The organism is Corynebacterium glyciniphilum AJ 3170 (genome assembly GCF_007673095.1).
Taxonomy (GTDB): Bacteria; Actinomycetota; Actinomycetes; order Mycobacteriales; family Mycobacteriaceae; genus Corynebacterium.
The window spans coordinates 14727-41440 of the sequence record NZ_VDYZ01000020.1; the positions used below are offsets into that span (position 1 = coordinate 14727).

General features: G+C 65.7%; 25 protein-coding genes. 18 read left to right on the top strand and 7 right to left on the bottom strand.

Annotated elements, in window-relative coordinates; genetic code table 11:
* Positions 1 to 229 precede the first annotated feature (229 nt).
* Both ctaC and ctaF read left to right on the top strand, forming a co-directional pair.
* Entirely contained in the window at positions 230 to 1342 is a 1113-nt protein-coding gene (ctaC, locus tag FS507_RS15150) for an aa3-type cytochrome oxidase subunit II (protein ID WP_145943615.1), read from the top strand.
* Between the two features lie 28 nt (positions 1343 to 1370).
* Positions 1371 to 1802, top strand: coding sequence for an aa3-type cytochrome oxidase subunit IV (gene ctaF / locus FS507_RS15155; protein WP_145943616.1), 432 nt, complete (start codon positions 1371 to 1373; stop codon positions 1800 to 1802).
* Positions 1803 to 1910: 108 nt separating this feature from the next.
* Here the strand turns inward: ctaF and trpD are convergent, their stop codons facing one another.
* Positions 1911 to 3002, bottom strand: a complete 1092-nt coding sequence (trpD, locus tag FS507_RS15160; protein WP_145943635.1) for an anthranilate phosphoribosyltransferase — start codon at positions 3000 to 3002, stop codon at positions 1911 to 1913.
* Between the two features lie 468 nt (positions 3003 to 3470).
* Between trpD and ctaE the strand changes: the two genes are divergently transcribed.
* From ctaE to qcrB, 4 genes are all read left to right on the top strand, one after another.
* Entirely contained in the window at positions 3471 to 4082 is a 612-nt protein-coding gene (gene ctaE / locus FS507_RS15165) for an aa3-type cytochrome oxidase subunit III (protein WP_145943617.1), read from the top strand.
* A gap of 72 nt (positions 4083 to 4154) precedes the next feature.
* Positions 4155 to 5063, top strand: coding sequence for a cytochrome bc1 complex diheme cytochrome c subunit (gene qcrC, locus FS507_RS15170; RefSeq protein ID WP_145943618.1), 909 nt, complete (start codon positions 4155 to 4157; stop codon positions 5061 to 5063).
* On the top strand, positions 5060 to 6265 hold the full coding sequence (gene qcrA / locus FS507_RS15175; RefSeq protein ID WP_145943619.1) for a cytochrome bc1 complex Rieske iron-sulfur subunit: 1206 nt from the start codon (positions 5060 to 5062) through the stop codon (positions 6263 to 6265). The genes qcrC and qcrA overlap by 4 nt, the downstream gene beginning before the upstream one ends.
* Positions 6262 to 7908 carry a cytochrome bc1 complex cytochrome b subunit gene (gene qcrB / locus FS507_RS15180; RefSeq protein ID WP_145943620.1) on the top strand — a complete coding sequence of 549 codons (1647 nt, stop codon included), beginning with the start codon at positions 6262 to 6264 and terminating at the stop codon, positions 7906 to 7908. Before qcrA ends, qcrB begins: the two co-directional genes overlap by 4 nt.
* Before the next feature lie 147 nt (positions 7909 to 8055).
* Here the strand turns inward: qcrB and FS507_RS15185 are convergent, their stop codons facing one another.
* On the bottom strand, positions 8056 to 8610 hold the full coding sequence (locus FS507_RS15185; RefSeq protein ID WP_260853549.1) for a 3'-5' exonuclease: 555 nt from the start codon (positions 8608 to 8610) through the stop codon (positions 8056 to 8058).
* A gap of 421 nt (positions 8611 to 9031) precedes the next feature.
* Between FS507_RS15185 and FS507_RS15190 the strand changes: the two genes are divergently transcribed.
* The 5 genes from FS507_RS15190 (at position 9032) to FS507_RS15210 (ending at position 13955) form a co-directional block, all read left to right on the top strand.
* Entirely contained in the window at positions 9032 to 9640 is a 609-nt protein-coding gene (locus FS507_RS15190; protein WP_145943621.1) for an NlpC/P60 family protein, read from the top strand.
* A 159-nt stretch (positions 9641 to 9799) separates the two neighbouring features.
* Positions 9800 to 10924 (top strand): NlpC/P60 family protein, encoded by a 1125-nt coding sequence (locus tag FS507_RS15195; protein ID WP_145943637.1) that lies wholly within the window; start codon positions 9800 to 9802, stop codon positions 10922 to 10924.
* 22 nt (positions 10925 to 10946) lie between these two features.
* Positions 10947 to 12131 carry a glycosyltransferase family 4 protein gene (locus tag FS507_RS15200; RefSeq protein WP_145943622.1) on the top strand — a complete coding sequence of 395 codons (1185 nt, stop codon included), beginning with the start codon at positions 10947 to 10949 and terminating at the stop codon, positions 12129 to 12131.
* A 56-nt stretch (positions 12132 to 12187) separates the two neighbouring features.
* The gene (locus FS507_RS15205) at positions 12188 to 13159 is read left to right on the top strand and encodes an ROK family protein (protein ID WP_260853551.1); all 972 of its coding nucleotides are present in this window, start codon (positions 12188 to 12190) and stop codon (positions 13157 to 13159) included.
* A 13-nt stretch (positions 13160 to 13172) separates the two neighbouring features.
* A complete protein-coding gene (locus FS507_RS15210; RefSeq protein ID WP_145943624.1) occupies positions 13173 to 13955 on the top strand; it encodes a lysophospholipid acyltransferase family protein in 783 nt (260 codons plus the stop codon).
* On the opposite strand, the gene FS507_RS15215 is transcribed toward FS507_RS15210, so the two are convergent.
* The gene (locus tag FS507_RS15215; RefSeq protein WP_145943625.1) at positions 13858 to 15210 is read right to left on the bottom strand and encodes a glycosyltransferase 87 family protein; all 1353 of its coding nucleotides are present in this window, start codon (positions 15208 to 15210) and stop codon (positions 13858 to 13860) included. The two genes, FS507_RS15210 and FS507_RS15215, sit on opposite strands and share 98 nt — an antisense overlap.
* Positions 15211 to 15278: 68 nt before the next feature.
* Between FS507_RS15215 and FS507_RS15220 the strand changes: the two genes are divergently transcribed.
* Genes FS507_RS15220 through FS507_RS15230 form a run of 3 tightly spaced genes read left to right on the top strand, consistent with a single transcriptional unit; the run spans position 15279 to position 18386 of the window.
* Entirely contained in the window at positions 15279 to 16445 is a 1167-nt protein-coding gene (locus tag FS507_RS15220) for an acyltransferase family protein (protein ID WP_145943626.1), read from the top strand.
* 11 nt (positions 16446 to 16456) lie between these two features.
* Positions 16457 to 16954, top strand: a complete 498-nt coding sequence (locus FS507_RS15225) for a polyadenylate-specific 3'-exoribonuclease AS (RefSeq protein WP_145943627.1) — start codon at positions 16457 to 16459, stop codon at positions 16952 to 16954.
* A gap of 43 nt (positions 16955 to 16997) precedes the next feature.
* Entirely contained in the window at positions 16998 to 18386 is a 1389-nt protein-coding gene (locus FS507_RS15230; RefSeq protein WP_145943628.1) for a class II 3-deoxy-7-phosphoheptulonate synthase, read from the top strand.
* A gap of 25 nt (positions 18387 to 18411) precedes the next feature.
* On the opposite strand, the gene pknB is transcribed toward FS507_RS15230, so the two are convergent.
* On the bottom strand, positions 18412 to 20622 hold the full coding sequence (gene pknB, locus FS507_RS15235) for a Stk1 family PASTA domain-containing Ser/Thr kinase (RefSeq protein ID WP_145943629.1): 2211 nt from the start codon (positions 20620 to 20622) through the stop codon (positions 18412 to 18414).
* Positions 20623 to 20809: 187 nt separating this feature from the next.
* Between pknB and FS507_RS15240 the strand changes: the two genes are divergently transcribed.
* Positions 20810 to 21160, top strand: coding sequence for an Rv2175c family DNA-binding protein (locus tag FS507_RS15240; protein ID WP_145943639.1), 351 nt, complete (start codon positions 20810 to 20812; stop codon positions 21158 to 21160).
* Here FS507_RS15240 and FS507_RS15245 read toward each other — a convergent pair.
* Together FS507_RS15245 and FS507_RS15250 are read right to left on the bottom strand one after the other, a co-directional pair.
* Complete coding sequence (locus tag FS507_RS15245) at positions 21074 to 22669, bottom strand: alpha-(1->6)-mannopyranosyltransferase A (RefSeq protein WP_260853552.1); 1596 nt, start codon at positions 22667 to 22669, stop codon at positions 21074 to 21076. The two genes, FS507_RS15240 and FS507_RS15245, sit on opposite strands and share 87 nt — an antisense overlap.
* 3 nt (positions 22670 to 22672) lie before the next feature.
* A complete protein-coding gene (locus FS507_RS15250; RefSeq protein ID WP_145943630.1) occupies positions 22673 to 23797 on the bottom strand; it encodes a polyprenyl synthetase family protein in 1125 nt (374 codons plus the stop codon).
* 128 nt (positions 23798 to 23925) lie between these two features.
* Between FS507_RS15250 and FS507_RS15255 the strand changes: the two genes are divergently transcribed.
* On the top strand, positions 23926 to 24915 hold the full coding sequence (locus tag FS507_RS15255; protein WP_145943631.1) for a methylenetetrahydrofolate reductase: 990 nt from the start codon (positions 23926 to 23928) through the stop codon (positions 24913 to 24915).
* A 9-nt stretch (positions 24916 to 24924) separates the two neighbouring features.
* Here FS507_RS15255 and FS507_RS15260 read toward each other — a convergent pair whose 3' ends face one another.
* Positions 24925 to 25524, bottom strand: coding sequence for a GNAT family N-acetyltransferase (locus tag FS507_RS15260; RefSeq protein WP_260853553.1), 600 nt, complete (start codon positions 25522 to 25524; stop codon positions 24925 to 24927).
* A gap of 163 nt (positions 25525 to 25687) precedes the next feature.
* Here FS507_RS15260 and FS507_RS15265 point away from each other — a divergent pair, with 163 nt between their 5' ends.
* Both FS507_RS15265 and FS507_RS15270 read left to right on the top strand, forming a co-directional pair.
* Positions 25688 to 26125: an SAV_6107 family HEPN domain-containing protein gene (locus FS507_RS15265; RefSeq protein ID WP_145943632.1), complete on the top strand. Its 438-nt coding sequence runs from the start codon at positions 25688 to 25690 to the stop codon at positions 26123 to 26125.
* Positions 26126 to 26256: 131 nt separating this feature from the next.
* Positions 26257 to 26649 carry a DUF3040 domain-containing protein gene (locus tag FS507_RS15270; RefSeq protein ID WP_145943633.1) on the top strand — a complete coding sequence of 131 codons (393 nt, stop codon included), beginning with the start codon at positions 26257 to 26259 and terminating at the stop codon, positions 26647 to 26649.
* Positions 26650 to 26714: the final 65 nt, after the last annotated feature.

Genomic DNA, 26714 nt, shown 5'->3' on the forward strand with positions numbered 1-26714 from the left:
GTCGCGCTGACCCAGACGAGACATGCCGGGCACAGGTGTGGCCACCCAGCTCGCGTCCAGCAACCCCGAATAGGGCCGACAGAGAATCACAATGGTGTGCATGATGCAGGGGCATCCCCCTCCATGCACTATTGTCGGAAGATGACACGGGGCCGGTGTCCGTCCTCTGCAGGCGACGGACACGATGGCCCCGATGAACACGACGTGTGATTGAGGAAGGCATACTCGCGTGGAACAGCGAAAAGTTCACGGAAGAGGTCGTAAGCTCGGCCTCGCCGGAGTGCTGGGACTTGGCTCCCTTGCCCTGGTCGGCTGCGATGTCGCACCCCCCGACAACGGATTCTTCCATGCCCTGCGCATGGGCTGGCCCGACGGAATCACCCCGGAGTCCCAGTCCATGGGCAACTTCTGGGTGTGGACCTGGGTGGTCGCGTGGATCATCGGCATCATCATGTGGGCCCTCATGTTCGTGGTGATCTTCCGCGACAGTGACAAGCGGGCCGCCAAGAAGGGCAAGCCGGAGTTTCCCCGGCAGACGGCATACAACGTCCCGCTCGAGTTGACCTTGACCGTCATCCCCGTGCTGATCGTCATGGGTCTGTTCTTCTTCACGGTGCAGACCCAGGACAAGGTCACCGCACTCGACAAGGATCCGCAGGTCAGCGTCGACGTCACCGCCTACCAGTGGAACTGGAAGTTCGGTTACGGCAATGTCAGTGGTGATCTCACCCAGGACGGTCAGGAATACGTCGGCGAGGACGAGGAGCGTGCCGAGGCTGCAGAGGCCAACGCCGCCGTGCCGCAGGATGACCGCGACGAGCACGGTAAGTCCGTCGGCCCGATCCACGGTAAGTCCTCGGAGGACTTCACCTACCTGAACTACGACCAGATCGAGACTCTCGGTACGTCCGAGGAGGTTCCGGTGCTCGTCCTGCCGACGAACACCCCGATCGAGTTCAACCTGGCTTCCTCGGACGTGATCCACTCGTTCTGGGTCCCCGAGTTCCTCTTCAAGCGCGACGTGTTCCCGCACCCCGAAGCGAACCAGTCTGAGCGGCGGTTCCAGATCGAAGGCATTGAGAGTGAAGGCGCCTTCGTCGGACGGTGTGCCGAGATGTGCGGTACCTACCACGCGATGATGAACTTCGAGGTCCGTGCCGTGAGCCCGGAGAACTTCGCGGCCTACATCGCCTACCGTGAGGCCAACCCGGAGGCCACCAATGCTGACGCGTTGGCGGAGATCGGCGAGGACCCCTACGCCACCTCGACTCAGCCTTTCCTTCCCGGACGTGATTCCACGCGGGGAGTCGAGGGTGACAACTACATCGACCGTTCCGCCTAAGTCGGCGAAGAGACACTAGGAGACAACAATGCGGCAGACAGCCAAGTTGATGTACGGACTCGCACTGTTCCTCACAGTGATGACGGTCGTGTACTTCTACGCGACGTCGCAGCTCAATGACGATGCGAACCAGCAGGGTATTGAGTGGGCAGGTGGCACGGGACTTGTCCTGGCGACACTGCTGACCCTCTTCCTCGGCGTGTACTTCCACCTCACCAACTCCAAGGCAGACATCGAGCCGAAGGACTGGGAGGAGGCAGAGATCGAGGACGGTGCGGGAGTGCTCGGCTTCTTCTCGCCTCACTCCGGGTGGCCGTTCATCATGGCGATGGCCATCGTGGTCATGGGCTACGGCATCGCTTTCTTCCTGATCTGGGTGATCCTGTTGGGCGCCGCGATGCTCATCTGGGCCACAACGATGCTCAACCTGCAGTACGGACTTCCGCCCGAGAAGGAGTAGTCGTCCAGCCGTAGCGCAGACACGAGAACAAGGAGCACCCGCATCTTCCTCGCGGGTGCTCCTTCTGCGTGTGCCGGCTGCCCGGAGACGAGCGGCCGGCACCGCGTGTCACAGGCTGATGATGTCGTTCATCTTCTGCTGGGCAGCCCCGGATTCGAGTGCGTCGCGTGCCACGGCGAGTTGGGTGCTGAGCGCTAACTTCAGGTCGTCGCCCTCCCAACCGTGTACCGCCGTCAGGGCCGCGGCTGCGTTGATCAAGACGGCGTCCTTGATAGCTCCGGTGATCTCACCGGCCATGAGACGTCTGGCGATGTCCGCGTTGTACTGGGGGTCGCCGCCTCTGAGCGCGTCATCGTCGTAGACGTCGAGACCGTAGGTGCGCGGATTGATGGTGAACTCACCGGTTCGTCCCGCTTCATCAACGGTGACGACCTCTGTGGGGGCACAGACGCTGATCTCGTCCATGCCGTCGAGCCCCCGTACGATCAGCGCCCGCACGCCCTGATGGGCGAATGCCCCGCCCATGATGGGCATCATGTCGCGGAAGGCGCAGCCGATGAGGCCGAACTTCGGTCCTGCGGGGTTCGTCATCGGCCCGAGCAGATTGAAGAGGGTGGGGACAGCCAGCTCGGAGCGCACCGGCCCAGCGAAACGCATCGCGGGGTGGTACGTCTTGGCGAACATGAAGGCGAAGCCGGTCTTCAGGGCGTCCTCATGGATCGTCTCTGGGGAGCGGTCGATGTCGAGCCCGAGCACCTCCAGGACGTCAGCACCGCCACATCTGGAGGACGCTGCACGGTTGCCGTGCTTCACGACCGGCACTCCGGTGGCCGCCACCACGAAGGAGGCCATGGTGGAGATGTTCACGGTGTGGTGGCCGTCGCCGCCCGTACCGACGATGTCGACGGCATCCGGGATGTCGCTGAAGTCCACGGGAGTGGCGTACGCCCGCATCGCCGACGCAGCGGCGGAGAGTTCGGCAGCCGTGATCCCCTTGACGCGGAGTCCGAACGCGAAGGCGGCGAGCTGTGCGTCAGTCGCGCCGCCCTCCATGATGCGGCTGACTGCCCAGGTGATCTGGGATTCACTGAGTTCCTCGTGCCGCCCGATACGGTCAAGTACCCCTGGCCACGTGAAGTAGCTTTCCGGTAGGCGGTCGGAGCCCAGCGGCGTGATGTGGTCCGGGGTGGTCAGACTCAGATCGTCGGGCATCAGTGTCGTCCTCTCGAAGTTGGATGTCTGTGTCCGTCCGCTCATCGGTGAGCGGCTGCGGACGGATCCATCCTATTACGCGTGACGGCGCTCGGGGCGCCGGAGGGGGTCGCGAGGTGCGGAGATTCGTTGCGTGGGGCCGTTCCGGGTAAGCTACTGGGAGGCCGTTGACGTAATTGCCGGGACCGGTTCCCGGGCGGCGCCTCACCTCCCCTGAAACGGGGGTGGTTCGGCGGGGTGGGGACCCGACCGGGGGAGAGGGCGGGTTCTCGCTGCGGGAGGTCAACCTGCGGAGATACAGTGCCGTCGTAATTCAGGGCGAAGAGTTCCCGGCTAACCCCGTTTGTGGTGAGTTGCCAGGAAACGTGAAGCGACTACCAGGGGTTTTACAGAAAGGTCGAAACTCGCCGGGGGCGCGAATCGACTAGGGGGCCAGGGTCGGTCATACTTGTACGCGTGACGAGCGCAGTTGGAAACCAAAGCATGGCAGCACCACAGCGTGCCGTGACGCTGAACCGACCCAATATGGTCAGCGTCGGCACGATTGTGTTCCTGTCCCAGGAATTGATGTTCTTCGCGGGCCTGTTCGCGATGTACTTCGTCTCGAAGGCGAACTCGAACGGTAACTGGCCCTCCGAGCCGACCCATCTCAACGTCCCCTTTGCTCTGGCGATCACCGTCATTCTGGTGTCGTCGTCGTTCACCGCCCAGTGGGGGGTGTTCGCCGCGGAGCGTGGCGACGTGTTCGGCCTCCGTAAGTGGTACGCACTCACTATCGTGCTCGGGACGATCTTCGTCATCGGGCAGGGGTATGAGTACGTTGCCCTCGTGCAGGAGGGGACGACGATCTCGAGCAGCGTCTACGGGTCGGTGTTCTTCATCACCACCGGCTTCCACGGCGCACACGTCATCGCCGGCGTGCTTGCTTTCGTCGTGGTGATTCTTCGCACGATGAAGTCGAAGTTCACCCCGGCCCAGGCCACCGCCGCCGTCGTCGTGTCCTACTACTGGCACTTCGTCGATGTCGTGTGGATCGGACTGTGGATCACCATTTACTTCATCCAGTAGGCCGGACGGGCCGATGTGTGACGCTCGGCCGTTAAGCCCATCGCCTTCCAAATGACGAGTTAAGGGAACAAGATGGATACGAACAATCCAACTCCCGAGGGGGAGAACCCGGTGGTGGACCCCACCCCGGCATCCACAACAGGCAAGAAGCGTCGTACCCGACGTAAACTGCGCCGGACGATGGCCGGAGCGCTCGCGCTCGTGCTCGGCCTGACCGGCGCCGGCCTGGTCGCCCAGGCATTTACCCCGGACCCGCAGTCAGCGACCGCGCAACAGGATGCGCAGTCCATGATCACGCAGGGTCAGGAGATCTACGAGGTCGCCTGCATCACCTGCCACGGTGCCAACCTCCAGGGTGTCGAGGACCGCGGTCCCTCCCTGGTCGGCGTCGGTGAGGGTGCCGTGTACTTCCAGGTCCACTCCGGTCGTATGCCGATGAAGCGTAACGAGGCGCAGGCTGACCGCAAGGACGCCCGCTTCAATGAAGCTCAGACCCTCGCACTCGCTGCATACGTCAACGCCAACGGCGGCGGCCCCGGGATCGTCAAGGACGAGGACGGGACCATCGCCATGGATTCCCTGCGTGGCTCCCACAACAACGACGGCGAGATCGATCCGTCGGACGTCTCCCGCGGTTCCGACCTCTTCCGTCTGAACTGTGCCTCCTGCCACAACTTCACAGGTCGTGGTGGAGCCCTGTCCGGGGGTAAGTACGCCCCGGATCTGGACTCGGCCAATGAGCAGGAGATCTACCAGGCAATGCTCACCGGCCCCCAGAACATGCCGAAGTTCTCGGACCGTCAGCTCACCGCGGACGAGAAGAAGGACATCATCGCCTTCATCAAGTCGTCCAAGGAGACCCCGAACCCCGGTGGACTCGGACTCGGCGGGATCGGCCCGGTCACTGAGGGTATGTTGATGTGGATCGTCGGGATCGTCGTGCTCATCGGCGCGGCCATGTGGATTGGAACCCGGTCATGAGTGAGATCAAGAGCAGCTACTCTGAAGAAGAGATCAAGGGCATGAGCGACGAGGAGCTCGCCCGCCTCGGCACCGAGATGGACGACGTCACCGTCGCCTACCGTAAGGAGCGTTTCCCGGTCGAGGGCGATCCCGCTGAGAAGCGTGCCGCACGTGGCGTCGGTTTCTGGTGGGCCCTGTCCGTGATCTTCGGGCTCGCGTTCGTCGCCGTCTACCTGTTCTGGCCCTGGGAGTACAAGCATCTCGCTGAGGACGGTCTCTGGGTCTACTCGCTCTACACCCCGCTTCTCGGTGTGACGTCCGGTCTGTCGATCATCACCCTCGGCATCGGTGCGGTCCAGTTCTCCAAGAAGTTCGTCCCCGAGGAGATCGCGGTCCAGAAGCGTCACGACGGTCCGTCCGACGAGGTCGACCGCCGTACAATGACCGCGCTGCTCAACGACGCCTGGAAGACGTCGACCCTGGGCCGTCGGAAGGTCCTGATGGGTCTCGGCGGCGCCGGTGTCGCGCTGGCCGGCGTGGCGATCGCTCTGCCTTTGGGCGGTATCGTCAAGAACCCGTGGAAGCCCCGTGCGATGGGTATCGACGGCGACGGAACACTGTGGACCACGGGCTGGACGCTCGTCAATGACGGCGAGAAAGTGTACCTCGGTAGGGACACGGGTGCCATCGCCGAGGAGCACGACGGACACTGGAGCACGCAGGGCGTGAACCGTCTGATCCGCGTGCGCCCGGAGGATCTCGACGCCGGTGCCATGGAGACGGTGTTCCCCATGACCCAGGACATGGTCAACGACCATGACGACTTCAACCCTGAGCGTGACGTGTACGAGGAGCAGATGCACTCGATCCACGGTTCCCGCAACGCGGTCATGTTGATTCGTCTCCGTCACTCTGACGCCGTCAAGGCCGTCCAGCGTGAGGGTCAGGAGGACTTCCACTACGGCGACTACTACGCGTACTCGAAGATCTGTACCCACATCGGTTGCCCGACCTCGCTCTACGAGCAGCAGACCAACCGCATTCTCTGCCCGTGCCACCAGTCGCAGTTCGATGCGCTGCACTGGGGTAAGCCGGTGTTCGGTCCGGCCGCACGCGCCCTGCCCGAGCTGTCCATCAACGTCGATGAAGACGGGTTCCTGTACGCGGACAAGAACTTCGTCGAGCCCGTCGGCCCTGCCTTCTGGGAGCGTCAGTCATGAGCACACCCACAAAGCCTTCCCACCTGGCCCAGGCGGCCAATAACTTCGATGAGCGTTACACCGCAGCAGGTGGCCTCCGGAAGCAGATGAACAAGGTCTTCCCGAGCCACTGGTCGTTCATGCTCGGTGAGATCGCCCTCTACTCGTTCATCATCCTGCTGCTGTCAGGTGTCTACCTGACACTGTTCTTCGACCCCTCCCTGTCGAAGGTCGTTTACGAGGGTGCGTACGCGCCCCTCAACGGCGTCGAGATGTCCCGGGCCTACGAGACCGCCCTGAACATCTCCTTCGAGGTCCGCGGCGGACTCTTCATCCGTCAGGTGCACCACTGGGCGGCACTGCTGTTCGCCGTGTCGATCATGGTCCACATGATGCGCATCTTCTTCACGGGTGCCTTCCGTAAGCCCCGTGAGGCGAACTGGATCATCGGCTGCGTCCTGCTGCTGTTGTCCATCGCTGAGGGCTTCATGGGCTACTCCCTGCCCGACGACCTGCTCTCGGGTGTCGGCCTCCGCATCATGTCGGCCATCATCATCGGTCTGCCTATCATCGGCACCTGGCTCCACTGGATCATGTTCGCCGGCGACTTCCCGGGTGACATCATCATCCCGCGTCTGTACATCGCCCACGTCCTGCTGATCCCCGCGATCCTGCTCGCGCTCATCGCGGCACACCTGGCGCTGGTGTGGTACCAGAAGCACACGCAGTTCCCCGGACCCGGCCGTACCGAACGCAACGTCGTCGGTGCCCGCGTGATCCCGGTCTTCGCCGTGCACTCCGTGGCGTTCGGCCTGATCACCTTCGGTTTCGTCGCACTGCTGGCCGGCGTGTTCCAGATCAACGCCATCTGGAACCTCGGCCCGTACAACCCCTCGCAGGTGTCTGCCGGCTCGCAGCCCGACATCTACATGCTGTGGACTGACGGTGCAGCCCGAATCATGCCCGCATGGGAGCTGTACCTCGGCAGTTACACCATTCCCGCAGTGGTGTGGGTCGCGGTCCTGCTGGGCATCCTGGTGATGCTGCTCTTCGCCTACCCCTGGATCGAACAGCGGTTCACGAAGGACACGGCGCACCACAACCTGCTGCAGCGTCCGCGCGACGTCCCGGTCCGTACCTCGCTGGGTGTCATGGCCCTGGTCGCCTACGCGATCCTGACGATTTCAGGTGGTAACGACCACGTGGCGGTGTTCTTCCACATCTCGCTGAACGCCATGACGTGGATCGGCCGCATCGGCTTCATCATGCTGCCTCCGGTCGCCTACTTCGTCACCTACCGGATCTGTCTGGGTCTCCAGCGGTCGGACCGTGAGGTGCTGGAACACGGTATCGAGACCGGCACGATCAAGCAGCTCCCGTCCGGTGGGTTCATCGAGGTGCACCAGCCTCTCGGCCCGGTCGACGAGCACGGGCACCCGATCCCGCTCGACTACGCGGGTGCGCAGGTTCCCAGGAGGCTCAACCAGCTCGGCTTCGCCGGACAACCCGGTCGTGGCTCGTTGTTCTCCCCGGACCCCGAGGACATTGTGTCCCAGGTCGAGAAGATCGAGGAAGCCAACGAGCACGAGCACAAGGAGATGCTGTTGCGTCTCCAGGAGGAGAACCGTCGTAAGCTCGGCGACGAGGGGCACGAGAATCCCTGACCGTCCCCCGGAACGACGTTGGCACCCCGTCCCGCCCCGCATCTGATGCGGCGGCAGGGCGGGGTGTTTTCTCGGTGGCCCCTCTGGATCTCCGTCGGGCCCCGTAGTCCTGTCACGGGCCTCTGATCGAGAGTGGACGGCGACCGGTCAACGGGAGATCCGGTGCAGGTACGTCAGCAGGTCCGCGGTGGCGAGTACGTCGTCCACGGCGCGGTGTGACGGCCTGTGGTGGAGACTGAGAGCGTCGGCGAGTGTCGAGAGTCTGTAGCGCCCGACCTGTTCGCGTGGGATCAGTGACCGTGCCGTGCGTGCCGTGCAGATCGTGTCAGCCGACTCTACGGGGCTTGTCGCGCCGTGCCGCCGGTACTCGGCGGACACAAAGGCGATGTCGAAGGCGACATTGTGGCCGACAACCGTCCTGCCGTCCGTGATCGAGGCGACGGTGTCGAGGACGTCGCCGAACCCCGGCTTGCCCACCAGGTCCCGCCCAGTGATTCCGGTCAGCCGGGAGATCTCGTCGGGCAGCGGCTGTCCGGGGTCGACAAGGGTGTGGAACTCCTCGGCGGGGCTGCCGTTACGGAGGTGCAGCGTGGCGATCTCGATGATTCTCGCGTCCGCAGGATCGAGGCCTGTGGTTTCGCAGTCGATGATGATGCAGTCGGCCAATGCGGCATCGAGGCTACGACGGAGAGTACTTGTCACAGTTACGCAGTCTACGGGGAGGCCCGGACACGGACCCTACAACCGGACGATCAGGGCGGCAGACGGTGTGGCGCATGTGGTTGGTGAGGTGTCGAAGCGCGACACGGTTCAGAATGTGACGAGGATCACAGTATGGTTTTTGGGGACGGTCCGTGTTCCGTGGGGAGCGCGCGGCCGACCGTGTCTCCGGGCGTGTTCCTGCAGGTGAGCGGACTGTCCGGGGCTTGGAGGCGATGTCGGGAACATTGAGTCAAGCTTTGGTCGCGATTCGATAACGGTTAAATAACGAAGCGCTCACAGTGTGGTCACGGTCCGATGGTTGGACAAGGTCTGCCACGTTTCGTAATCTTCTCGTGACCTTAAGGGGAGCGACGTGACGTTCCCGGCTCCCCGACAGCAATCAGGAAAGGCAACATCCCTCATGGGCAAGCACCGTATGAAGAAGGACCACTCCCGCCGCAACGCAGTCGCCGTTGCTGCAGTGGGTATGGGCGCCGTCATCGCCCTGCCCGCCACCGCTCAGGCAGTCACCGTCGAGGTTCCGAACACCGACATCAGCGTCGATGTCCCGAACGAGGCCGTGGACTTCGCCAAGCAGCACGTGGACGTGGACCCCTTCCTCGCGGCGGCCGACCAGGTCTCCGCACCCATCTCGGGCGGAAGCGACGCCGTCTCGGCTCCGAGCAGCGTCGGCCAGAAGATCGCCGACGCCGCACTGTCCAAGCAGGGCGCTCCCTACTCCTGGGGCGCTGCCGGCCCGAACGCCTTCGACTGCTCCGGCCTGACCAGCTGGGCACACCAGCAGGTCGGAAAGTCGATCCCGCGTACCTCCGGTGAGCAGGCGGCATCGGGTACCCCGGTCTCGATCGACGCTCTCCAGCCCGGCGACGTCGTCTCCTACTACTCGGGCGCATCCCACGTGGCGATCTACATCGGCGACGGTAAGGTCGTCCAGGCACTCAACGAGGGCTCCCCGGTTCAGGTCAACGACCTCAACTACATGCCCGTCAACAACGCGGTCCGGTTCTAGGACGTCAGACCGTGTCTTGTCGCCCCGGTGAGGTGGTACCCGCAGTGGTACCCCCTCTCGGGGCGCGTCGTGTGTCTGAGTACGGCTCCCGGGCACAGTTGTGGCAGTATATCGACGTTGTATAGAGAGACAAGCGAAGAGGTTTCAGAGACAGTGAGCATGATCCGCCCGTCCGGGCACCGTAGTTCCACACGCGGCACATCGACCCGCCTCGTCGTAGGCATCGGCACGGCAGTCGCGCTCACTGTGGCATCGACCTCCGTTGTCGCGGCGGATCCCGCCGCGCCGGCCCCTGCAGACGCCGTTGACACCTCACCCCTCCCGGATGACGCGGACGGGCTTCTCGAGCGTCTCGCCGAGGTCTCGCGTCAGGCGCAGGAGGTCAGCGACGAGGTGCAGGAGAACTCCCGTGCGCTCGACGACACCCGCGCTCAGCTCGACCGCGCGAACCGCGCGGCAGCGCATTACTCGGCGGAAGCCCAGCGAGCCAGGGCCGATGTCGAAGCGAATCGCGGGCCCGTCACGGAGCTCTCGCAGTCTCTCTACCGTGGTGCCGTCATCGACCCGGTCTCGGCGATGGCAGGCTCGGCCAACCCGCAGGACGCGATTGACCGGCGTGCCTTCGCGAGCGCCTTGAACGCCGACCGCACCAACACCCTCTCCACCTTCCAGGACGGGCTGAAGGAGGCCGCTGACCTCGAATCCAAGGCGAACCGCTCCAAGGCCTCCGCGGACTTCCAGCTCAACCAGCTCGAGATCCGCCAGGGGCAGCTCGATGAGCGGACCCGTGACCTCGACGGGCTGAAGAAGGACATCTCCACCGCGGTGGACGGTCTCAGCCCAGACCAGAAGCAGCGCTGGGTGGACCGCAACGGGCCCATCGACGTCGATGTCGAGGAGTTCCTGGGCAAGGTCGCAGGCGCAGCCGGGGATGCGGTCAGCGACGCAGGAGGTGCCGTGGGCGCCGCGATGAGCAAACTGGGTTCACCCTACTCCTGGGGCGCCACGGGCCCCGATTCCTTCGACTGCTCCGGCCTGATGTTCTGGGCCTACCAGCAGATCGGAAAGTCGGTTCCGCGCACCTCCTCGGCGCAGGTGGCCGGCGGCACCTCCGTCTCCCGCGGCGAGCTTCAGCCGGGGGACATCGTCGGGTTCTACCCGGGCGTCACCCACGTAGGCATGTACATCGGTGACGGCAAGATCGTCCACGCCTCCGACTACGGCATCCCGGTCCAGGTCGTGAGCGTCGACAGTATGCCCTTCGCCGGCGCCGCCCGCTACTGACCGGTCGTCGGACGCTTCCGTCGTGGACTCCCGCGTTCTCCTCGTCACCAATGACTTCCCTCCGACGGTCGGCGGGATCCAGAGTTACCTGCGTGACTATTGCGCAGAGCTGGAACGGCGGCAACCCGGTCGGTTGACGGTCTTCGCTTCCACCCAGGACGCGTCGGCAGCGGCCTCCTACGACGCACAGCTGCCGTTCGACGTCGTGCGGTGGCCACGCTCGGTGATGCTGCCGACGCCGGCGACGGCGCGCCGCATGGCCGGTGTGATCGGGGAGCGGGGGATCGACACAGTGTGGTTCGGATCGTCGACCCCGCTGGCGCTGATGGGCGGATCTGCACGGCGGGCCGGGGCCCGTCGGGTCGTCGCGTCCACCCACGGCCATGAAGTGGGGTGGTCGATGGTCCCCGGGGGGCGCACCGTCCTCCGGATGATCGGTCGCAGGACCGACTGCCTGACCTACGTGTCCCGCTACGCACGCGACAGGTTCGCCTCCGCGTTCGGGCCCGGTGTGGCGTGGGAACCGATGCCCGGCGGTGTGGACACCTCGGTGTTCCGCCCCGACCCCGAAGGGCGTGGACGGGTCCGCCGTCGCCTGGGGATCGACGATCGTCGTGTGGTCGTCTGCGTGTCGCGTGTCGTGCCGAGGAAGGGCCAGGACACTCTGGTCGAGGCGATGCCGGACGTCCTGTCCCGGGTGCCTGACGCCCACCTGCTGATCGTCGGTCCCGGCGACTACGCCGGGAAGCTGGCTTCCCGCGCCGCGGGCCTCGGCCTGTCCGACCGTGTCACCGTGACGGGCCCCGTCGACTACGGGGAACTCGTCGCCCACTACTGTGCGGGGGACGTCTTCGCCATGCCCGTCCGTACACAGGGTGGCGGGTTCAGCGTGGAGGGGCTGGGAATCGTGTTCCTGGAGTCCCAGGCATGCGGCGTCCCGACCATCGCAGGGTCCGGTGGTGGTGCCCCGGAGACGGTGCAGGACGGGACCACCGGCGATGTCGTGGACGGCGGTGACGTCGGGGCGGTCGCGGAGTCTGTGTCGGCGTTGCTCACCGACGCTGAGCGTGCCCGCCGGTATGCCGTGGCCGGTCAGGCGTACGTCCGGAACGCATGGAACTGGGACGTCCTTGGCGCGCAGCTCGTCTCGGTGCTCGACGGCGACGCACGCCGTCCGGGCCGCCACAGTTGGAACTGGCGGGTGTGACCGATAGCCTGGACAGGTTGTGCCGGGACGCCGGTGCGCGACGTACAGGAGGACAAGTGACGCAACTGACCATCGGCATCGATATCGGGGGGACGAATCTCCGTGCCGCGGTGGTCGACCCGGCTGGGCAGGTGCTCGACATCGAGCAGCTACCCACCCCGTCCACGGTCGACTCCCTCGAGACCGCGATAGCGCACGCGGTCGGGACCCTCCGCCGGCGTCACGCCGTCGGTGCCGTCGGGCTCGCCGTGGCCGGATTCATCACCGCCGACCAGGAGCGGGTCCGTTTCGCCCCGCACCTGCCGTGGCGTGACCGGGACGTGCGCGATCGACTGTCCCGGCGGCTCGGTCTGCCCGTCATCCTGGAACACGACGCCAATGCGGCGGCCTGGGGGGAGCAGATCCTGGGCCCGGGACGGGATGCTGCGACCTGGGTGCTCTTCGCCGTCGGGACAGGTATCGGTGGCGCGCTGGTCCATGAGGGTGCCCTCTACCGTGGGGCCTACGGAACCGCACCCGAGTTCGGGCATCTGACCGTCGTTCCAGGAGGACGTGCGTGCCCGTGCGGAAAGCGGGGGTGTCTGGAACGCTACTGCTCCGGCAGTGCACTGGAGACCACCGCGCTGGAGTACATCGCCACCGGGCGTCACCCGGACAGTATGCTCGCCGGTATTTTCCACTCCCGGCCGGAGGAGATCACCGGACGCAGCGTCGTCCGGCTCGCCAGGGACGGCGATCCCCTGGCGAAGGAGGTCATCGACGACTTCGCCCTGTGGCTCGGCCGCGGCCTCTCGGCCGTGCAGGAGATCCTGGATCCCGAACTGATCGTCCTGGGCGGCGGCGTCTCCGCTGACGCGGACCTGTACCTGCCCGGGGCCAGGGCCGAGATGGAGGCGTCGGTGGTCGGTGCCGGCTTCCGTCCGCTCGCCCGCGTCGAAGCAGCGTCCCTGGGGTCCGAGGCAGGTATGATCGGCGTGGCGCTTCTTGCCGGGCAGACTCAGTTGAGTCCGTCCTCGACCGGCTTGTGAAAGGGATAGATCAGTGCAGAACCGCACCTACTGGTGGTTGAAGAATGTGGTCATCGGACCGTGGCTGTGGCTCTACAACCGGCCGTTCGCCCGTGGCCTGGACAGGATCCCCTCCGAGGGGCCGGTGATCCTGGCTTCGAATCACCTGGCGGTGATGGACTCGCTGTACTTTCCGTTGCTCTCGAAACGTCAGTTGACGTTCCTGGCGAAGAAGGAGTACTTCACCACCCCGGGGTTCGCCGGCGGTATACAGAAGTGGTTCTTCTCCTCGGTGGGTCAGGTCCCCATCGACCGGAAGGACAAGGACTCCCAGGACGCGGCCCTGGAGACGGCACTGCGCGTGCTGGAGAAGGGCGACCCGCTGGGAATGTACCCCGAAGGCACCCGCTCGCCGGACGGCCGCCTGTACCGCGGGAAGACCGGGATGGCCAGGATCGCCCTCGCCTCCGGCGCGACGGTGTACCCGGTGGCGATGATCGACTCCGAGAAGGCGAATGTCGCAGGCTCCTGGATGTTGCGGCCCCACCGGGTCGGTGTCGTCGTCGGTGACCCCATCGACCCCGCGGACTTCGCTGACCAGGGGGACGACGACTACGCCCGTGCACGGGCGTTGACCGACTACACGATGGAGAGGCTCGCGGAACTGTCGGGGCAGGAGTATGTGGACAGTGTCTACGCTGCTGACGTCAAGGAGTCGCTCACCGCTGGGAAGGGGTACCCGGAGGGGACTGAACCGGGGACGGGCCGGGTGCTGGGGACGAAGCCTCGTCCCCGTTTCCTTCACCACCGTCTCTGACACCGCGGTCTCCGCCCGGGCGCAGTGCCTGTGGACGGACACCGGCGACACCGAGCCACACGGCGGCGACCAGGACGTACTCGGACCCGAGTACCTTCATCCACCATGCCCAGTCGAGCTCGGCATCGTGCGCGGACGGAAGGTACACGTGCACCGGGAATGCCGTGGCGCTCAGTGCCAGAAGAAGCGCAAGGACCGTGAGGGGGACGGCGGCTGTGCGGGTGCGCCGGCGAGTCCAGAGTGACGTACCGACGACCAGCAGCATCGGCATGACCCACACCCAGTGGTGTGCCCAGGAGACGGGGGATACCAGCAGCGCCAGCAGTGCGTTGGTGCACACGGCGGCGGTCATCGCCCCGACGGCAATGAGTCGCAGCATGACCAGGGCCACGATGATGACGGTCACTGCGGCGAGGATGTACCACAGAGTCGTCTGGAGTGGGTCGCCGGTGAAACGGGCCAGGAATCCGCGCAGTGACTGATTGGCGGAGTAGGCGAGCCCGCCGATGCGGGAGGGGTCGCTGATGGTCTCCGTCCAGTACTGCCGGGAGTCGGTCGGCAGGATCAGCCAGGCGACCGCGGTGACCGCGATGCCGGAGACCACGCTGGTGACCGCGGGTCCCCACTGCCGGCGCAGCAGGAAGTACAGGCCGAACACGGCGGGGGTGAGTTTGAGTGCCGCCGCGAATCCGATGAGCATGCCCCGCGGCCAGGGGGTTCGGGGGAGAAGCAGGTCTGCGGCGACCATGAGCATCAGCAGGATGTTGATCTGGCCGAATTCCAGGGTGTGGGTGACGGGCCAGAGCCATACGGCGACGGGTAGCGCCGCGAGGGCGGTGAGGACGAGTTGACGCCCGGTGGGGGTCGGCCGTGTGCGGCCCACCTGCTCCGTGGCGAGCGACCCGACGACGATCATCACGGTCATGGCCAGTCCGACGATGCTCAGGACGGTGAACGCGAGATAACCCGGTGTCCCCGGTACCAGTGCCAGGGGAGCGAAGACGAGGGCGGACAACGGGGGGTAGGTGAAAGGCAGGGTGATGCCCTGTGCCTGGAAACTCTGGTTGTACAGGGAGGCCCCGTCGAGGGCGGCGCGGCCTCCTCCGCGGTAGATGTCGTAGTCGAAGTGGTAGGTGAAGGTGTTGTCGCTGAGGACGAACCGGAGAATACCGATGACGGTCACCGTGAGGACGACGCCGACGTACCAGCGGGTGGCGGTACCTCGGCGTCGTGACGGAGTGCTGCGTTTTTCCACAGTGGTTGACTCTATATCAGGGCACACTCAATTGATTCTTCCGTCCTGATCGGGCACCCTGGAGTTCCGTGTCAGACACTTCCAGAACCCCGGCCGTCGACACCCGCGACACCCGCGACCCCGTTTCGCCTCGTGCCGCGGGCAGCTCAGCGAGCGGTGGGGCGAACCGACTCCTGTGGGCGGACTGTGCCAAGGGGTTGTCGATCATCGGTGTCTGTTACATGCATGTGGTCACCGGGGTCCCGGGCGGGACATCGACCGCGTGGAACTGGTTCAACGAATTCATGGACCCGATCCGGATGCCGCTGTTCTTCGTGATCTCGGGCCTGTTCGCCCACCGTGTGATCGAGAGGACGCTGGGCGACCTGTGGTACCGCAGGCTCTGGTTCCTGCTGGTTCCGTACCTGGTCTTCACCCCGGTACAGGCGGCGATCCGGCTCAACATGGCCGATGACCTGAGCTGGGCCAGTCTCGCACGGGCCATCCTGCTGGGGGACCCGGGGATCTGGTTCCTCTACGTCCTGATGATCTTCAACATCCTCGCCTGCGTGCTACGGCGTGTACCACCGGTCGGGGCTGTCGCCGTGTCGTTCCTCCCGGCACTGGTGGTCGCGGCCGTGGGGTGGACGTCCTATCCGGAGATCACACACATCATCCAGTACGCTCCGGCATTCTTCCTGGGTCTGCACTTCCGGCACCTCTTCTTCAGGATCGCCGCCTACGCGGGGAATCTGGCGGTGGTCGCCACCTCCGTCCTCGTCTTCGCCGGTTGGGAGTGGGTCTACTCCCTGGCTGCCGACTACGTGCGTCCGGACGGCTGGTCCACCGGCGAGGCGTCGGTCATGAGTCTGCTGGCCCTGGTCCGCATCGTCACCGCGGTGCCGATGGGTATCCTCGTGGCGACGTGGATCTCCCGGACGCCCGGGTTGTCCACCGTGATTGCGGCGATCGGACGCAATACGCTGCCGATCTACGTATCCCACCATGCGGCCCTGCATGTCGTCACCAACCGTGTCGTCCCTGCCCTGATCGACTCTGATCCGGTGGTCTGGGGCTTCCTGGGAGGAACGAACGCGATGATCATCACCGGTCTGTTGACCTGCGTGGTGACCGGTTTCGTCTTCTACCTCGTGGGAAGGACGCCGGTGCTCAAGTGGGTTCTGCACCCGCCGGCACTGCCGCGCCGTGCTAAGACGGGGGACCGTGAAGACAACCGGGTGAGGGTCCGGGTCTAGACTTACGTGCCGTGCGATACTTCTACGACACCGAGTTCATCGAGGACGGCACCACCATCGACCTGGTGTCGATCGGTGTGGTGGCCGAGGACGGCCGGGAGTTCTACGCCGTCTCGACCGAGTTCAAGGAGCGCAAGGCCGGTGACTGGGTGCGCCGCAACGTCCTGCCGTTGCTGCCTCCACGTACCGACCCGGCGTGGATGTCCAGGGCGGAGATCCGTTCCCGGTTGTTCGCTTTCCTGGTGCCCGGCCACCGTCAGGGCGACTGGTTGCCCGCATCCCGGCGTCCGGAGCTCTGGGCCTGGGTCGGTGCGTACGACCACGTGGCGCTCGCACAGTTGTGGGGTGACATGACGCAGCTTCCCCAGGAACTTCCCCGTTTCACCCGCGAGCTCAAGCAGCTCTGGGAGTCGGCGGGGCGGCCCGAACTGCCGGATCCACCGGCCCGGGCACATGATGCTCTCGAGGACGCGCGTGCCAATCTGGTGAAGTTCCGCCTGTCAAGATAGGGCAGTTCACCATTCGGGCACGGCGTCTCGTAAGATGACGCGCATGGGTTGGACAATTGACGCACCTCTCGAAGAGCTTCCTGATCTGCCGCCGCTGCCCGGCGACCTCGAACGGGTCTTTCAGGACACCATCGCACGCGACGCGAAACAGCAGCCGTCGTGGGATCAGGGCCATGCCGACCGCGTGCGCAAGATCCTGGAGTCCGTGCCTCCGATCGTCGTGGCACCGGAGATCCGGCGCCTGAAGACGCAGCTCGCCGAGGTTGCGCGCGGCAAGGCGTTCCTGCTGCAGGGAGGGGACTGTGCGGAGACTTTCGAGTCCAACACCGAGCCGCACATCCGCGGCAACGTCAAGACCCTGCTGCAGATGGCCGTGGTGCTGACCTACGGTGCCTCCACCCCGGTGGTGAAGATGGCGCGTATCGCCGGTCAGTACTCGAAGCCGCGTTCCGCGGACCGCGACTCCAACGGACTGCTGAACTACCGTGGTGACCTCGTCAACGGCATCGGTGCCACCGAAGAGGAACGGCGCCACGATCCGTCCCGCATGGTGCGTGCCTACGCCAACTCGGGTGCCGCGATGAACCTCGTGCGGGCACTGACCAGCTCGGGCACCGCCGACCTGGCCAAACTGCACGAGTGGAACCGTGAATTCGTCGCCAACTCCCGTGCCGGTGCCCGCTATGAGGCACTGGCGGGGGAGATCGAGCGCGGCCTGGAGTTCATGAGTGCCTGCGGGGTGTCCGACTCCACGCTGCAGACGGCCGACATCTACTGCTCACACGAGGCGCTGGTGCGTGACTACGAGCGTGCGATGCTCCGTCTGGCCCACGGGGAGGAGGGCGAGGACGTGCTGTACAACCTCTCCGCCCACCAGATCTGGATCGGTGAGCGCACACGCGGTCTCGACGACTTCCACATCGCCTTCGCCGCGATGGTCGGCAACCCGGTCGGAGTGAAGATCGGACCGACGACCACTCCGGAGGAGGCGGTCGCCTACGTCCAGAAGCTCGATCCCCGGAATGAGCCTGGCACGTTGACACTGATCACGCGCATGGGCTACGATAAGATCCGGGACGTGCTGCCTCCGATCGTCGAGGCTGTTGAAGCGACCGGACACAAGGTCATCTGGCAGTGCGATCCGATGCACGGCAACACCTACACCTCGTCCAACGGTTACAAGACCCGTGACTTCGACCGCATCATCGATGAAGTCCAGGGGTTCTTCGAGGTGCACCGCGCCGCCGGTTCCCATCCCGGTGGAGTACACATCGAATTCACCGGTGAGGACGTCACCGAGGTCGTCGGTGGAGCGCAGGACATCACCGACCTGGACCTCCCGTCACGGTACGCGACTGTGGTGGATCCCCGCCTGAACACCCAGCAGGCACTCGAGCTGTCCTTCCTCGTGGCGGAGATGCTGCGTAAGTAACCTCCCCGCCGGGGCCGACGGCAGTCTACAGGGTCCGGACCGTGACCGTGTCGCCGACAGCGGCGCGTGACGTCGGTCCCGGAGACTGGGTGATCACGCGACCGTCCTGCCGCCCGTCGACCGTGACCTTCAGGCCCTCGTCTTCGAGGGCCTTTGTCGCGCTGTCCACTGACCGTCCGATGACGAAGGGCACCCGGACCATGGTCGATTCCCGCAGTGTGACCGTCGTCGACTCCGAGGGGTCGACACGGGTACCTGCCGAAGGTTCCTGGTCGGCGATGTCGCCGCGGGAGACGGAGGTGTCCGACACCCCGTCGCCGGTACCGGGAGACAGGCCGAGGTCGCGCAGTTCGGCGGCGGCCTCGTCGGCACTCATACCCTCCAGGTCCGGCACGGTGATCGCGTTGGAGAGGATCAGGGTGACCGGGGAGGAACCGGGGATTTCGCTTCCGGCGTCGACATCGGTGCCGATGGCGTCCCCGCCGTCGACGTCCTCGTCGAACCGACGTTCAACGTCACCGACCTCCAGCCCGGCGGATTCGATCGCCCGACGTGCCTGACGCTCGGACATGCCGGAGACGTCCGGCACCTTCACCGGCTTCGCACCTTTACTGACCTTGACGGTGACCTCAGTCCCGGTGTCCACCGCCTGCCCTGCCCTGGGAGTCACTTCAGCGACGATGCCCGAGCTGACGTCGTCGGAGTACACGGATTCCCCGACGGTCCAGGTCAAGGTTCTGTCGGACAACTTAGCCTGGTAGGCGGAGAGGTTGTCGGTCGCCCCCGGGGTGGGGACGGTGGGGCGGCCCTGGGAGACGAGGACGGCGACGTCATCTCCGCGCAACGCCCGTTCGCCGGCGTCGGGGTCCGTCCCGGTCACGGTCTCCTCCGGCTCATCATCGGAATAGACTTCGCTGACGGTGGCGGTGAACCCGGCCGCCTCGACCGCCGCACGGGCGCCCGAGACATCCTGGCCGAGGACCTGGGGGATTTCACCGTACCGGCCGGACGTCACCCACCAGCCCGCGACGGCGACCCCGATAACGAGGATGACGAGCAGGACACCCCAGATCAGCGTCGCCGCGCCGCCGCGGTTGGTCAACGGCCGGGAGCGGGGAGGCGTGTGCTCCTGAACCGCGGACTGGTCATCGCGCGCTTGCTGAGGTTCGGGGGGATAGTCCGGGTCAGGGGTGGGGGAGACCTGGGGAACGAGGTTGGTTTCGGCGGTGTGCGCCGCCGGAAGGTCATCGCGGGTCTCGGTGGCCCCGGCGGCGAACATGCTGGTGGCCATGGCGTCGTCGTCCCAACTCAACCGGTCCGAGACGACAGACCCCTCCAGTGCGCGGTGGACGGCGCTGACCGTGGGTGCGGGGACCTGGAAGTCGGGGAGGCCGAGGTCGCGGCGGGTGTCCCGGACAGCGGCCAGGAAGGTGTCCCCGTCGACGAAACGTTCGGAGGGGTTCCGGCGTGTGGCCTGGAGTACCAGGTCATCGAGTTCAGGCGGGACGCCTGCGATGAGACTCGACGGTGGGGGCACCTCGTTGTCGAGTCGCATCAACGCTGTCTCTTCGGGCGAGGAGCCCCGGAACGGGGTCCGTCCGGTGAGGAGTTCGAACAGCAGGATGCCGGCGGAGTAGACGTCACCCTCCGGGCCGACATGTCCGCCCCGGACCTGTTCGGGGGAGAGGTAGGCGGCGGTGCCGATCACCGGGCCGCCGGAGGAGACGTCACGACGGGAGGCGCGGACCAGACCGAAGTCGGCGAGTTTGACCTGGTGGTCCTCGCGGATGAGGACGTTGTCCGGTTTCACGTCCCGGTGGACCATCCCCTCTTCGTGCGCCAGGGCGAGTGCCTCGAGGACGGGACCCATCACGGCGAGCGCCGCGTGCGGTGGCATGGGACCGCGCTCGCGGAGGAGCTCGCGCAGCGTACCGCCAGGCACCAGCTCCATGACCAGGAACACATGGTCCCCGTCCGGGCGGTGGTCAACCCCCTGGTCGAAGACGTTGACCAGACACGGGTGGTTCAAACGCGCCACGGCCCGCGCTTCGCGTTCAAACCGCGCACGGAACGCGGGCTCCCGGGCGAACCCCGGGTCGAGGACCTTGGCGGCGAGGTCGCGGTCCAGTCTGGTGTCGACGCAGTGGTAGACGACCGACATTCCTCCACGGGCGATTGTCTCGCCGATGCGGTACCGGTTGTCCAACAGGTCCCCCGGTCGCAACTGGGATTCCATGATGTTCGACCCGCCTCCTTTCATTTACGGCTACCGGGGAAGTATACGGGGCAGTCCAGGAAAGTCGGGAGGACGGGATAGGGTGGGTGCTGTGAGTGCGAACAACAACAGCGACAATCCTGACGTCACCTCCGGGTCCGACCGTGCCGACGAGGGGGCGGTGGCGGGACGCGAGCTCACCGCCGCCGTGTCGGGGCTCCCGGCCGGCGAGCGGGTCTTCAACGTCCCTGAAACCGCAGAACTGCTCGGCGTCCTGGTGACCCGCGTGATGGATGACCTCAACAGTCACCGCCTGGTGGCGGTGCAGGTGGGCGGTGTCCGGCAGATCCCGGCGCGGTTCTTCACGGACACCGGTGACATCAACCGGTTCGTGCCCGGTCTCATCGCCCTGCTGGCGGACGGGGGTTACTCGGACGAGGAGATCCTGGAGTTCCTGTTCACCGAGGACGGGTCACTGCCGGGGCGTCCTGTCGACGCGCTCCACGGGCACCTCGCCAGGGAGGTCATGCGTCGCGCCCAGGCGATGGCCATCGGCTGAGTCCCTGAGGCAGGTGGTGGCGGCCCACCACATCACCACTCCGACGACGATGAGCCACCACAGTGAGTAGAGACGGTTGTTGCCGCCTCCGTCGAAGGTCATGGACATGACCATCGACAACCAGGCCACCACGATCACCGCCCGGCGGTCACGGACCCAGACCCCGAAGAGCGCCAGCGGTGCCATGTAGTACCAGGGCAGGACGACGGCATTGAGGACGCAGGTCACCGCATAGGCGGCTGTCGCGCCGACCATGGCGTCGCGCGGTCCGCGTCGCCAGATGAGCCAGCAGACCACGAGCCCCAGCAGCATCAGTGCCATGGTGACCGGCCGCAGGACCGCGACGATCTCGTTGAAGTAGATCTCCTCGTTGACCAGGCTCAACGGGCGCACGAGGAAGCCGGCCAGCAGGGACGCCAGGGAGAGGGGGTTGATGACCTTGGTGTTTCCGCTGATTTCGGCGACCCACCCCCAGGTCTGGCCGCTCGCCCAGGTGATCACGACGACGGAGGCCAGCATCACTGCGGCGGAACCGAGCCCACCGATCAGCATCGTCACCAGGCGGGCGGGGGTGAACTGACGGAGATCCCGGAGAATCTCCCGGAAGCGACGGCGGGGGGCATCCTCACCGGGAAGTGTGCCGGCGCGCCGTGCCACGAACACCCAGACCAGGAACGGCAGCGCGAACAGGGCGGTCGCTTTCAGTGCGACACCGGCTCCGATCAGGGCCGATCCGTAGACCAGACCACGCACCGGTGCGGCTCGTAGGCCGAGGAGCAGACCGGCGCAGACGAGGGCCATCATGGTGACCTCGTTGTGCATGCCGCCGATGAAATGGATGACAGCGAGCGGGTTGGCCACGCCGATCCATACCGCGAGGTGCGGCGAGGACCCGAGTTGCCGGGCCAGGCCGGCGACCGCCCAGGCGAGGACGGCGAAGCTGGCCAACGAGAGGATCTTGTAGACGATGATCCCGGCGGTGATGTTGTCCCCGGTGATCCGTGTGATGCCTTCCCCGATCCACAGGTGGAGCGGGCCGTACGGGGTCGTCGTGTTTCTCCAGTCCCCGCTCACCTCGAAGAACATGCGGCCGGGATTGGCGGAGGCGCCGACGTCGTAGGCGTTGAACCCGTCGCGGGCGAGGGTGCCCTGCATCAGGTAGGAGTAGATGTCACGGCTCATCAGCGGCCCGGCGAAGAACAACGGTGCGACCCAGGCGATGAGCGTACGGGTTCCCAGCGCTTCCCCCAGGCGGACGATCCGTCCGCCGACCACGATCCAGGACAGGAGCATCAGCAGGATCGCCACCCACATGAACACGACGACGATCCCGTACAGGTGCCCGAAACCCAGGTTCGACCACCCCAGTTCCTGGAGGACCCCGCCGCGGTTGCGGGTCGCGCCCACGGAGTGGGAACACAACGCCAGCAGGACCGAACCGATCACTCCGAGCAGGACGGCGCGGCGACGCGGCATGTCTCGGACCCGGGCTCCGATGGTTCTCAGCACGGTTCAGCTCCTCCGCTCGGTGAGCTGCTCGGCGACGGTGATGAGTTCCTCCGTCACCGAGGCATCGAGTCCGCCGCGGCGGAGGGTGCCGATGGCGCGATCGGTGAGCGACCGGATACGTGCGGTGGTGTCGGCGGCGGCCCCGGAGTCCACGATGATCGCCCGGAGGTCGTCGACCTCCGACTCAGACGTGACTGTGCCGATACCCGCCCGCAGCCGGGCCGCGGCGGCCGGATCGGTGGCGTCAGCGGCGCGCAGGGCGGTCGCGGCGAGATACGTCCGTTTTCCGGAGCGGAGGTCGTCACCGGACGCCTTCCCGGTGACGACCGGGTCACCGAAGACCCCGAGATAGTCGTCCTCCAGCTGGAAGGCGATGCCGATGTCACGGCCCGCAGCGCGCAGCATCTGCACCGTCCGCTCGGGAGCGTCCACGAGGGCGGCACCGAGGTGCAGGGGTCGTTCCACGGTGTAGGCGGCGGTCTTGTAGGTGTTGACCTTCGCGGACGCTTCAGGATCTTCGGAACCGCTGGCTTCCACGGAGATGTCGAGCATCTGCCCGGCGATGACCTCCGTGCGCATCGCACGCCATGGCGTCCGGGCGCGCAGCAGGGATTCAGCGGAGATCCCGGAGTCGGCGAGCATGTCATCCGCCCAGGCGAAAGCGAGGTCGCCGACGAGGATGGCCTGACTGACCCCGTAGTCACCGGCATCACCGTGCCACTGGTCGTGGCGGTGCCGCGACTCGAACGAGCGGTGGACGGTGGGTCGTCCACGGCGGGTGTCCGAGTGGTCGATGATGTCGTCGTGTATCAGTGCACACGCCTGGATGAACTCCAGGGAGCTGACGGCGGTGATCAGGTTGTCTGCGTCGGTCGCGTGATCGAGCCGGCCTCCACCGCCCTGCAGTGCGGCGCGGACACCGGCCCAGGCGAAGAGAGGACGGAGCCGTTTGCCACCGACGACGAACCCGCCGAGTTCGCTGATGCCCTGTGCGATGACGGGGTCGATGCCGTCGAACTCCGCGTGCCTGGCAGCCAGGAATTCCGCGAGGGTGTCGTCGACGACAGGGGGGACGTCGGTCAGCGGCGCGTCGACGTACCAGGTCTTCGTCGGGGCGGCGTCGGCCATCGTGGGTCCTCCGTAACTAGGTGGGGGAGCGCATTCGCGTCCGGTTCAACCCAATAGTAGGGACCGGGGTGAGGAAAGCAGACCTCGACCTGCCGGAGGCGGGGGAGGGTCTTCTAGGATGGGGCCCTATGGTCAATGAAACTCACCGCCCCGCCCCGGCGAGCCTGCAGGTCGCCGTCGCAGACACCCTCAAGTGGGGTACGCCTGGACGCGTCCCCTTTTCGGTGGAGTTCATGCCCCCGCGCAATGATGCTGCAGAACAGCGTCTCTGGTCCGCCGCGGAGGCGTTTCACGACCTCGGTGCCAGTTTCGTGTCGGTGACCTACGGTGCTGGGGGGTCGAGCAGGGAGCGCACGGAGCGGGTGGCGTCGCGCCTGGCGGTCAAACCGTTGACGACGTTGCTCCACCTCACCCTGGTCGACCACCGGGAAGAGGAGCTCCGCGACATTCTGCGCGAGTTCGCCTCACTGGGACTGACGAACCTCCTGGCCTTACGGGGGGATCCTCCGGGAGACCCGATGGGGGACTGGACGCCGGTCGACGGGGGGCTCAATTTCGCCCATGAGTTGATCGAGCTTGTGCGATCCATGCCCGAGTGCGCCGACTTCGACATCGGTATCGCGTCCTTCCCCGAAGGGCACTACCGTGCCGGGAGCCTGGAGGACGACACCCGTTATACGCTGCAGAAACTACGCGCAGGCGCCAGTTACTCCATCACCCAGATGTTCTTCGACGTCGACCACTACCTCCGGTTGAGGGATCGGCTGGCGGCTGCTGACCCGGTGCACGGTGCGAAACCGATCATTCCCGGTCTGATGCCGATCACCTCGTTGAAGTCGGTACGTCGGCAGTTGGAGCTGTCCGGTGCCTCGTTGCCGAAGGAGCTCGATGATCTGCTGACCCGTGCCGCTGCCGGTGATGAGGTGAAGAATGCCGCGGGGATCCGTGAGGCAGGTATCGAGGTCACGTCGAGGATGGCTGAGCGACTCATCGCCGAGGGTGCACCCGACCTGCACTTCATGACGATGAACAACGTCCGTGCGACCCAGGAGGTGCTCCATAACCTGGGGATGGCCCCGGCGTGGGGTCCTGAACTGGGTCAGGACATGGTACGGTGACGCGCCCCGTCAGGTGCGGGTGAGGGCGAGGACGCCGAACGGCCGGGGGTCGGAGCCGAACCGGAATCCCCGCAGGACGTCCCGGAAGCCGGTGGCGCGGTAGAGGGACCATGCGGCATTGGCTTCGTCGGCGACTTCCGGGGTGGAGAGCAGTGAGACCGGTCGGTGGAGATGGGGAAGAAGCGTGGTGAGCAGTCTCCTGCCGATCCCTCGTCCCTGGTAGTCGGGGTGCACATGGACTTCGGAGATCTCGTCGTAGTCTGCGAGCAGTGCGTCGGCGTCCTCGGACGTGTGACCGGCGGAGACCAGTCCTCGGTGGACTTCCCTGTACCACCAACTGGAGCAGTCACCCGGAAAACCGTAGGCCACCCCGACGGCACGGTGTGCTGACCTTCCGGTGTCCGGTATGGAGCGGGACGGGTGGGACAGTGCGACCGCACAGCTGAACCCCGGTTTCCGGGCGTTGGCCAACCAGAGTTGCCGACGCTGGTGGAAGGTCTCCGGCGGGTACGACATCGCCCTCAGGTGGATGTCGACAAGCTGGTCGATGCGGCGGACATAATCCTGCACCGGGAGGGTGCATACGCTGATCTGGTGGTCATCGGTCACGTCTCCATTGTGGCAAACGGAGTGGGAGGGCTCGCCCGAACGGGTAAAGTCGAACATACGTTCTAAGTCGAGCCGCATTCCGCTCTCCATGTCCGGGTGCCTTCGTACCGTGAGGGACATCAGTACCGGAAAACGGACGGGACGGTTCGGGAAGGAGGCGGTCATGGCACAGGGAGCTACCGGCAATGTCGCCAGGATGAACAGGTCGCACAAGGGTGGGGCCGTTCCGCCCGACACATTTGTGATCGAGGCGGAGCGACTGCTTGAGCTCAGTCGTACGGACCTGGTCCGTGAGGAGCGCTTGACATGGGCGTACCGTGCCGCGCTGCGTGCTGCAGGTGCGGTCATCCAGTTCGCCAGGAAGAAGCGGCGGAGACTGCCACCGGGAAGTGCATGGGAAAAGGTGCGGGCACTCGCCGGGGATGAGGAGATGGAGACCTGGTGCCGACGTTTCGCCCCGCATGCCCGGCTGGTGGCGCAGGTGGAGATGGGACTGGTTCCCGGCCTGTCGGAAGCGCAGGTGACAGAGGTGTACCAGGATGCCTGCGACTTCCTTGATGTTGTCCGGGGTCGTGTCGGCTACCTGCCTGAGGTTGCGTGACGGTCGGAGGGCGGTCCTGGGGTAGGCTGAGAGACATCAGTACGGAACTTTTTCCGCCCATCGTGCGTTGAGACGGTAGAGAAAGAACTTCCGGTAAATATCGACACCCGACACCTCAGGGGAGGACGATCGTGGCCCTTTCAGAACAGGAACGGCGCATGCTGCAGGAGATCGAGCAGGCGCTGATTGCCGACGACCCTAACCTTGCCAGGCAGGCCTCCGGAGACGGTCCGGTCAGCGGTGGCTTCAGCATTGGAATCCGCTCGGTAGCGGTCTTCCTCCTCGGCGTGTGTCTCCTCATCGCCGGGATCGCGTTGTCCCAGAACAGCCTATGGTTTGTGGCGCTCGGCGTCGTCGGGTTCCTCGTGATGTTCGGTGGGGGGCTGCTGGCTTTCCGTGGGGGCGGGGCGTCGGGTTCCCGTGCCGGGAAGTCCGGGCCTCCGTCCGGAAAGTCAGGCTCCGGGGCGAAGAGCGGTGGTGTCGCTGACCGTATGGAGGACAGCTTCCGGAAGCGGTTCGAATAGTTCTAGTTGTACTTCCCGGGGAGGTTGTGAACACTCCGTCGGGGGATGACGCATAAGGAAGACCT

Coding starts and splice junctions, on each gene's coding strand:
- qcrC (WP_145943618.1), top strand. CDS start 4,155: ATGGATACGAACAATCCAACTCCCGAGGGGGAGAACCCGGTGGTGGAC.
- qcrB (WP_145943620.1), top strand. CDS start 6,262: ATGAGCACACCCACAAAGCCTTCCCACCTGGCCCAGGCGGCCAATAAC.
- FS507_RS15255 (WP_145943631.1), top strand. CDS start 23,926: ATGGTCAATGAAACTCACCGCCCCGCCCCGGCGAGCCTGCAGGTCGCC.
- FS507_RS15195 (WP_145943637.1), top strand. CDS start 9,800: ATGATCCGCCCGTCCGGGCACCGTAGTTCCACACGCGGCACATCGACC.
- FS507_RS15190 (WP_145943621.1), top strand. CDS start 9,032: ATGGGCAAGCACCGTATGAAGAAGGACCACTCCCGCCGCAACGCAGTC.
- FS507_RS15230 (WP_145943628.1), top strand. CDS start 16,998: ATGGGTTGGACAATTGACGCACCTCTCGAAGAGCTTCCTGATCTGCCG.
- ctaF (WP_145943616.1), top strand. CDS start 1,371: ATGCGGCAGACAGCCAAGTTGATGTACGGACTCGCACTGTTCCTCACA.
- qcrA (WP_145943619.1), top strand. CDS start 5,060: ATGAGTGAGATCAAGAGCAGCTACTCTGAAGAAGAGATCAAGGGCATG.
- FS507_RS15265 (WP_145943632.1), top strand. CDS start 25,688: ATGGCACAGGGAGCTACCGGCAATGTCGCCAGGATGAACAGGTCGCAC.
- FS507_RS15250 (WP_145943630.1), bottom strand. CDS start 23,797: ATGGCCGACGCCGCCCCGACGAAGACCTGGTACGTCGACGCGCCGCTG.
- pknB (WP_145943629.1), bottom strand. CDS start 20,622: ATGGAATCCCAGTTGCGACCGGGGGACCTGTTGGACAACCGGTACCGC.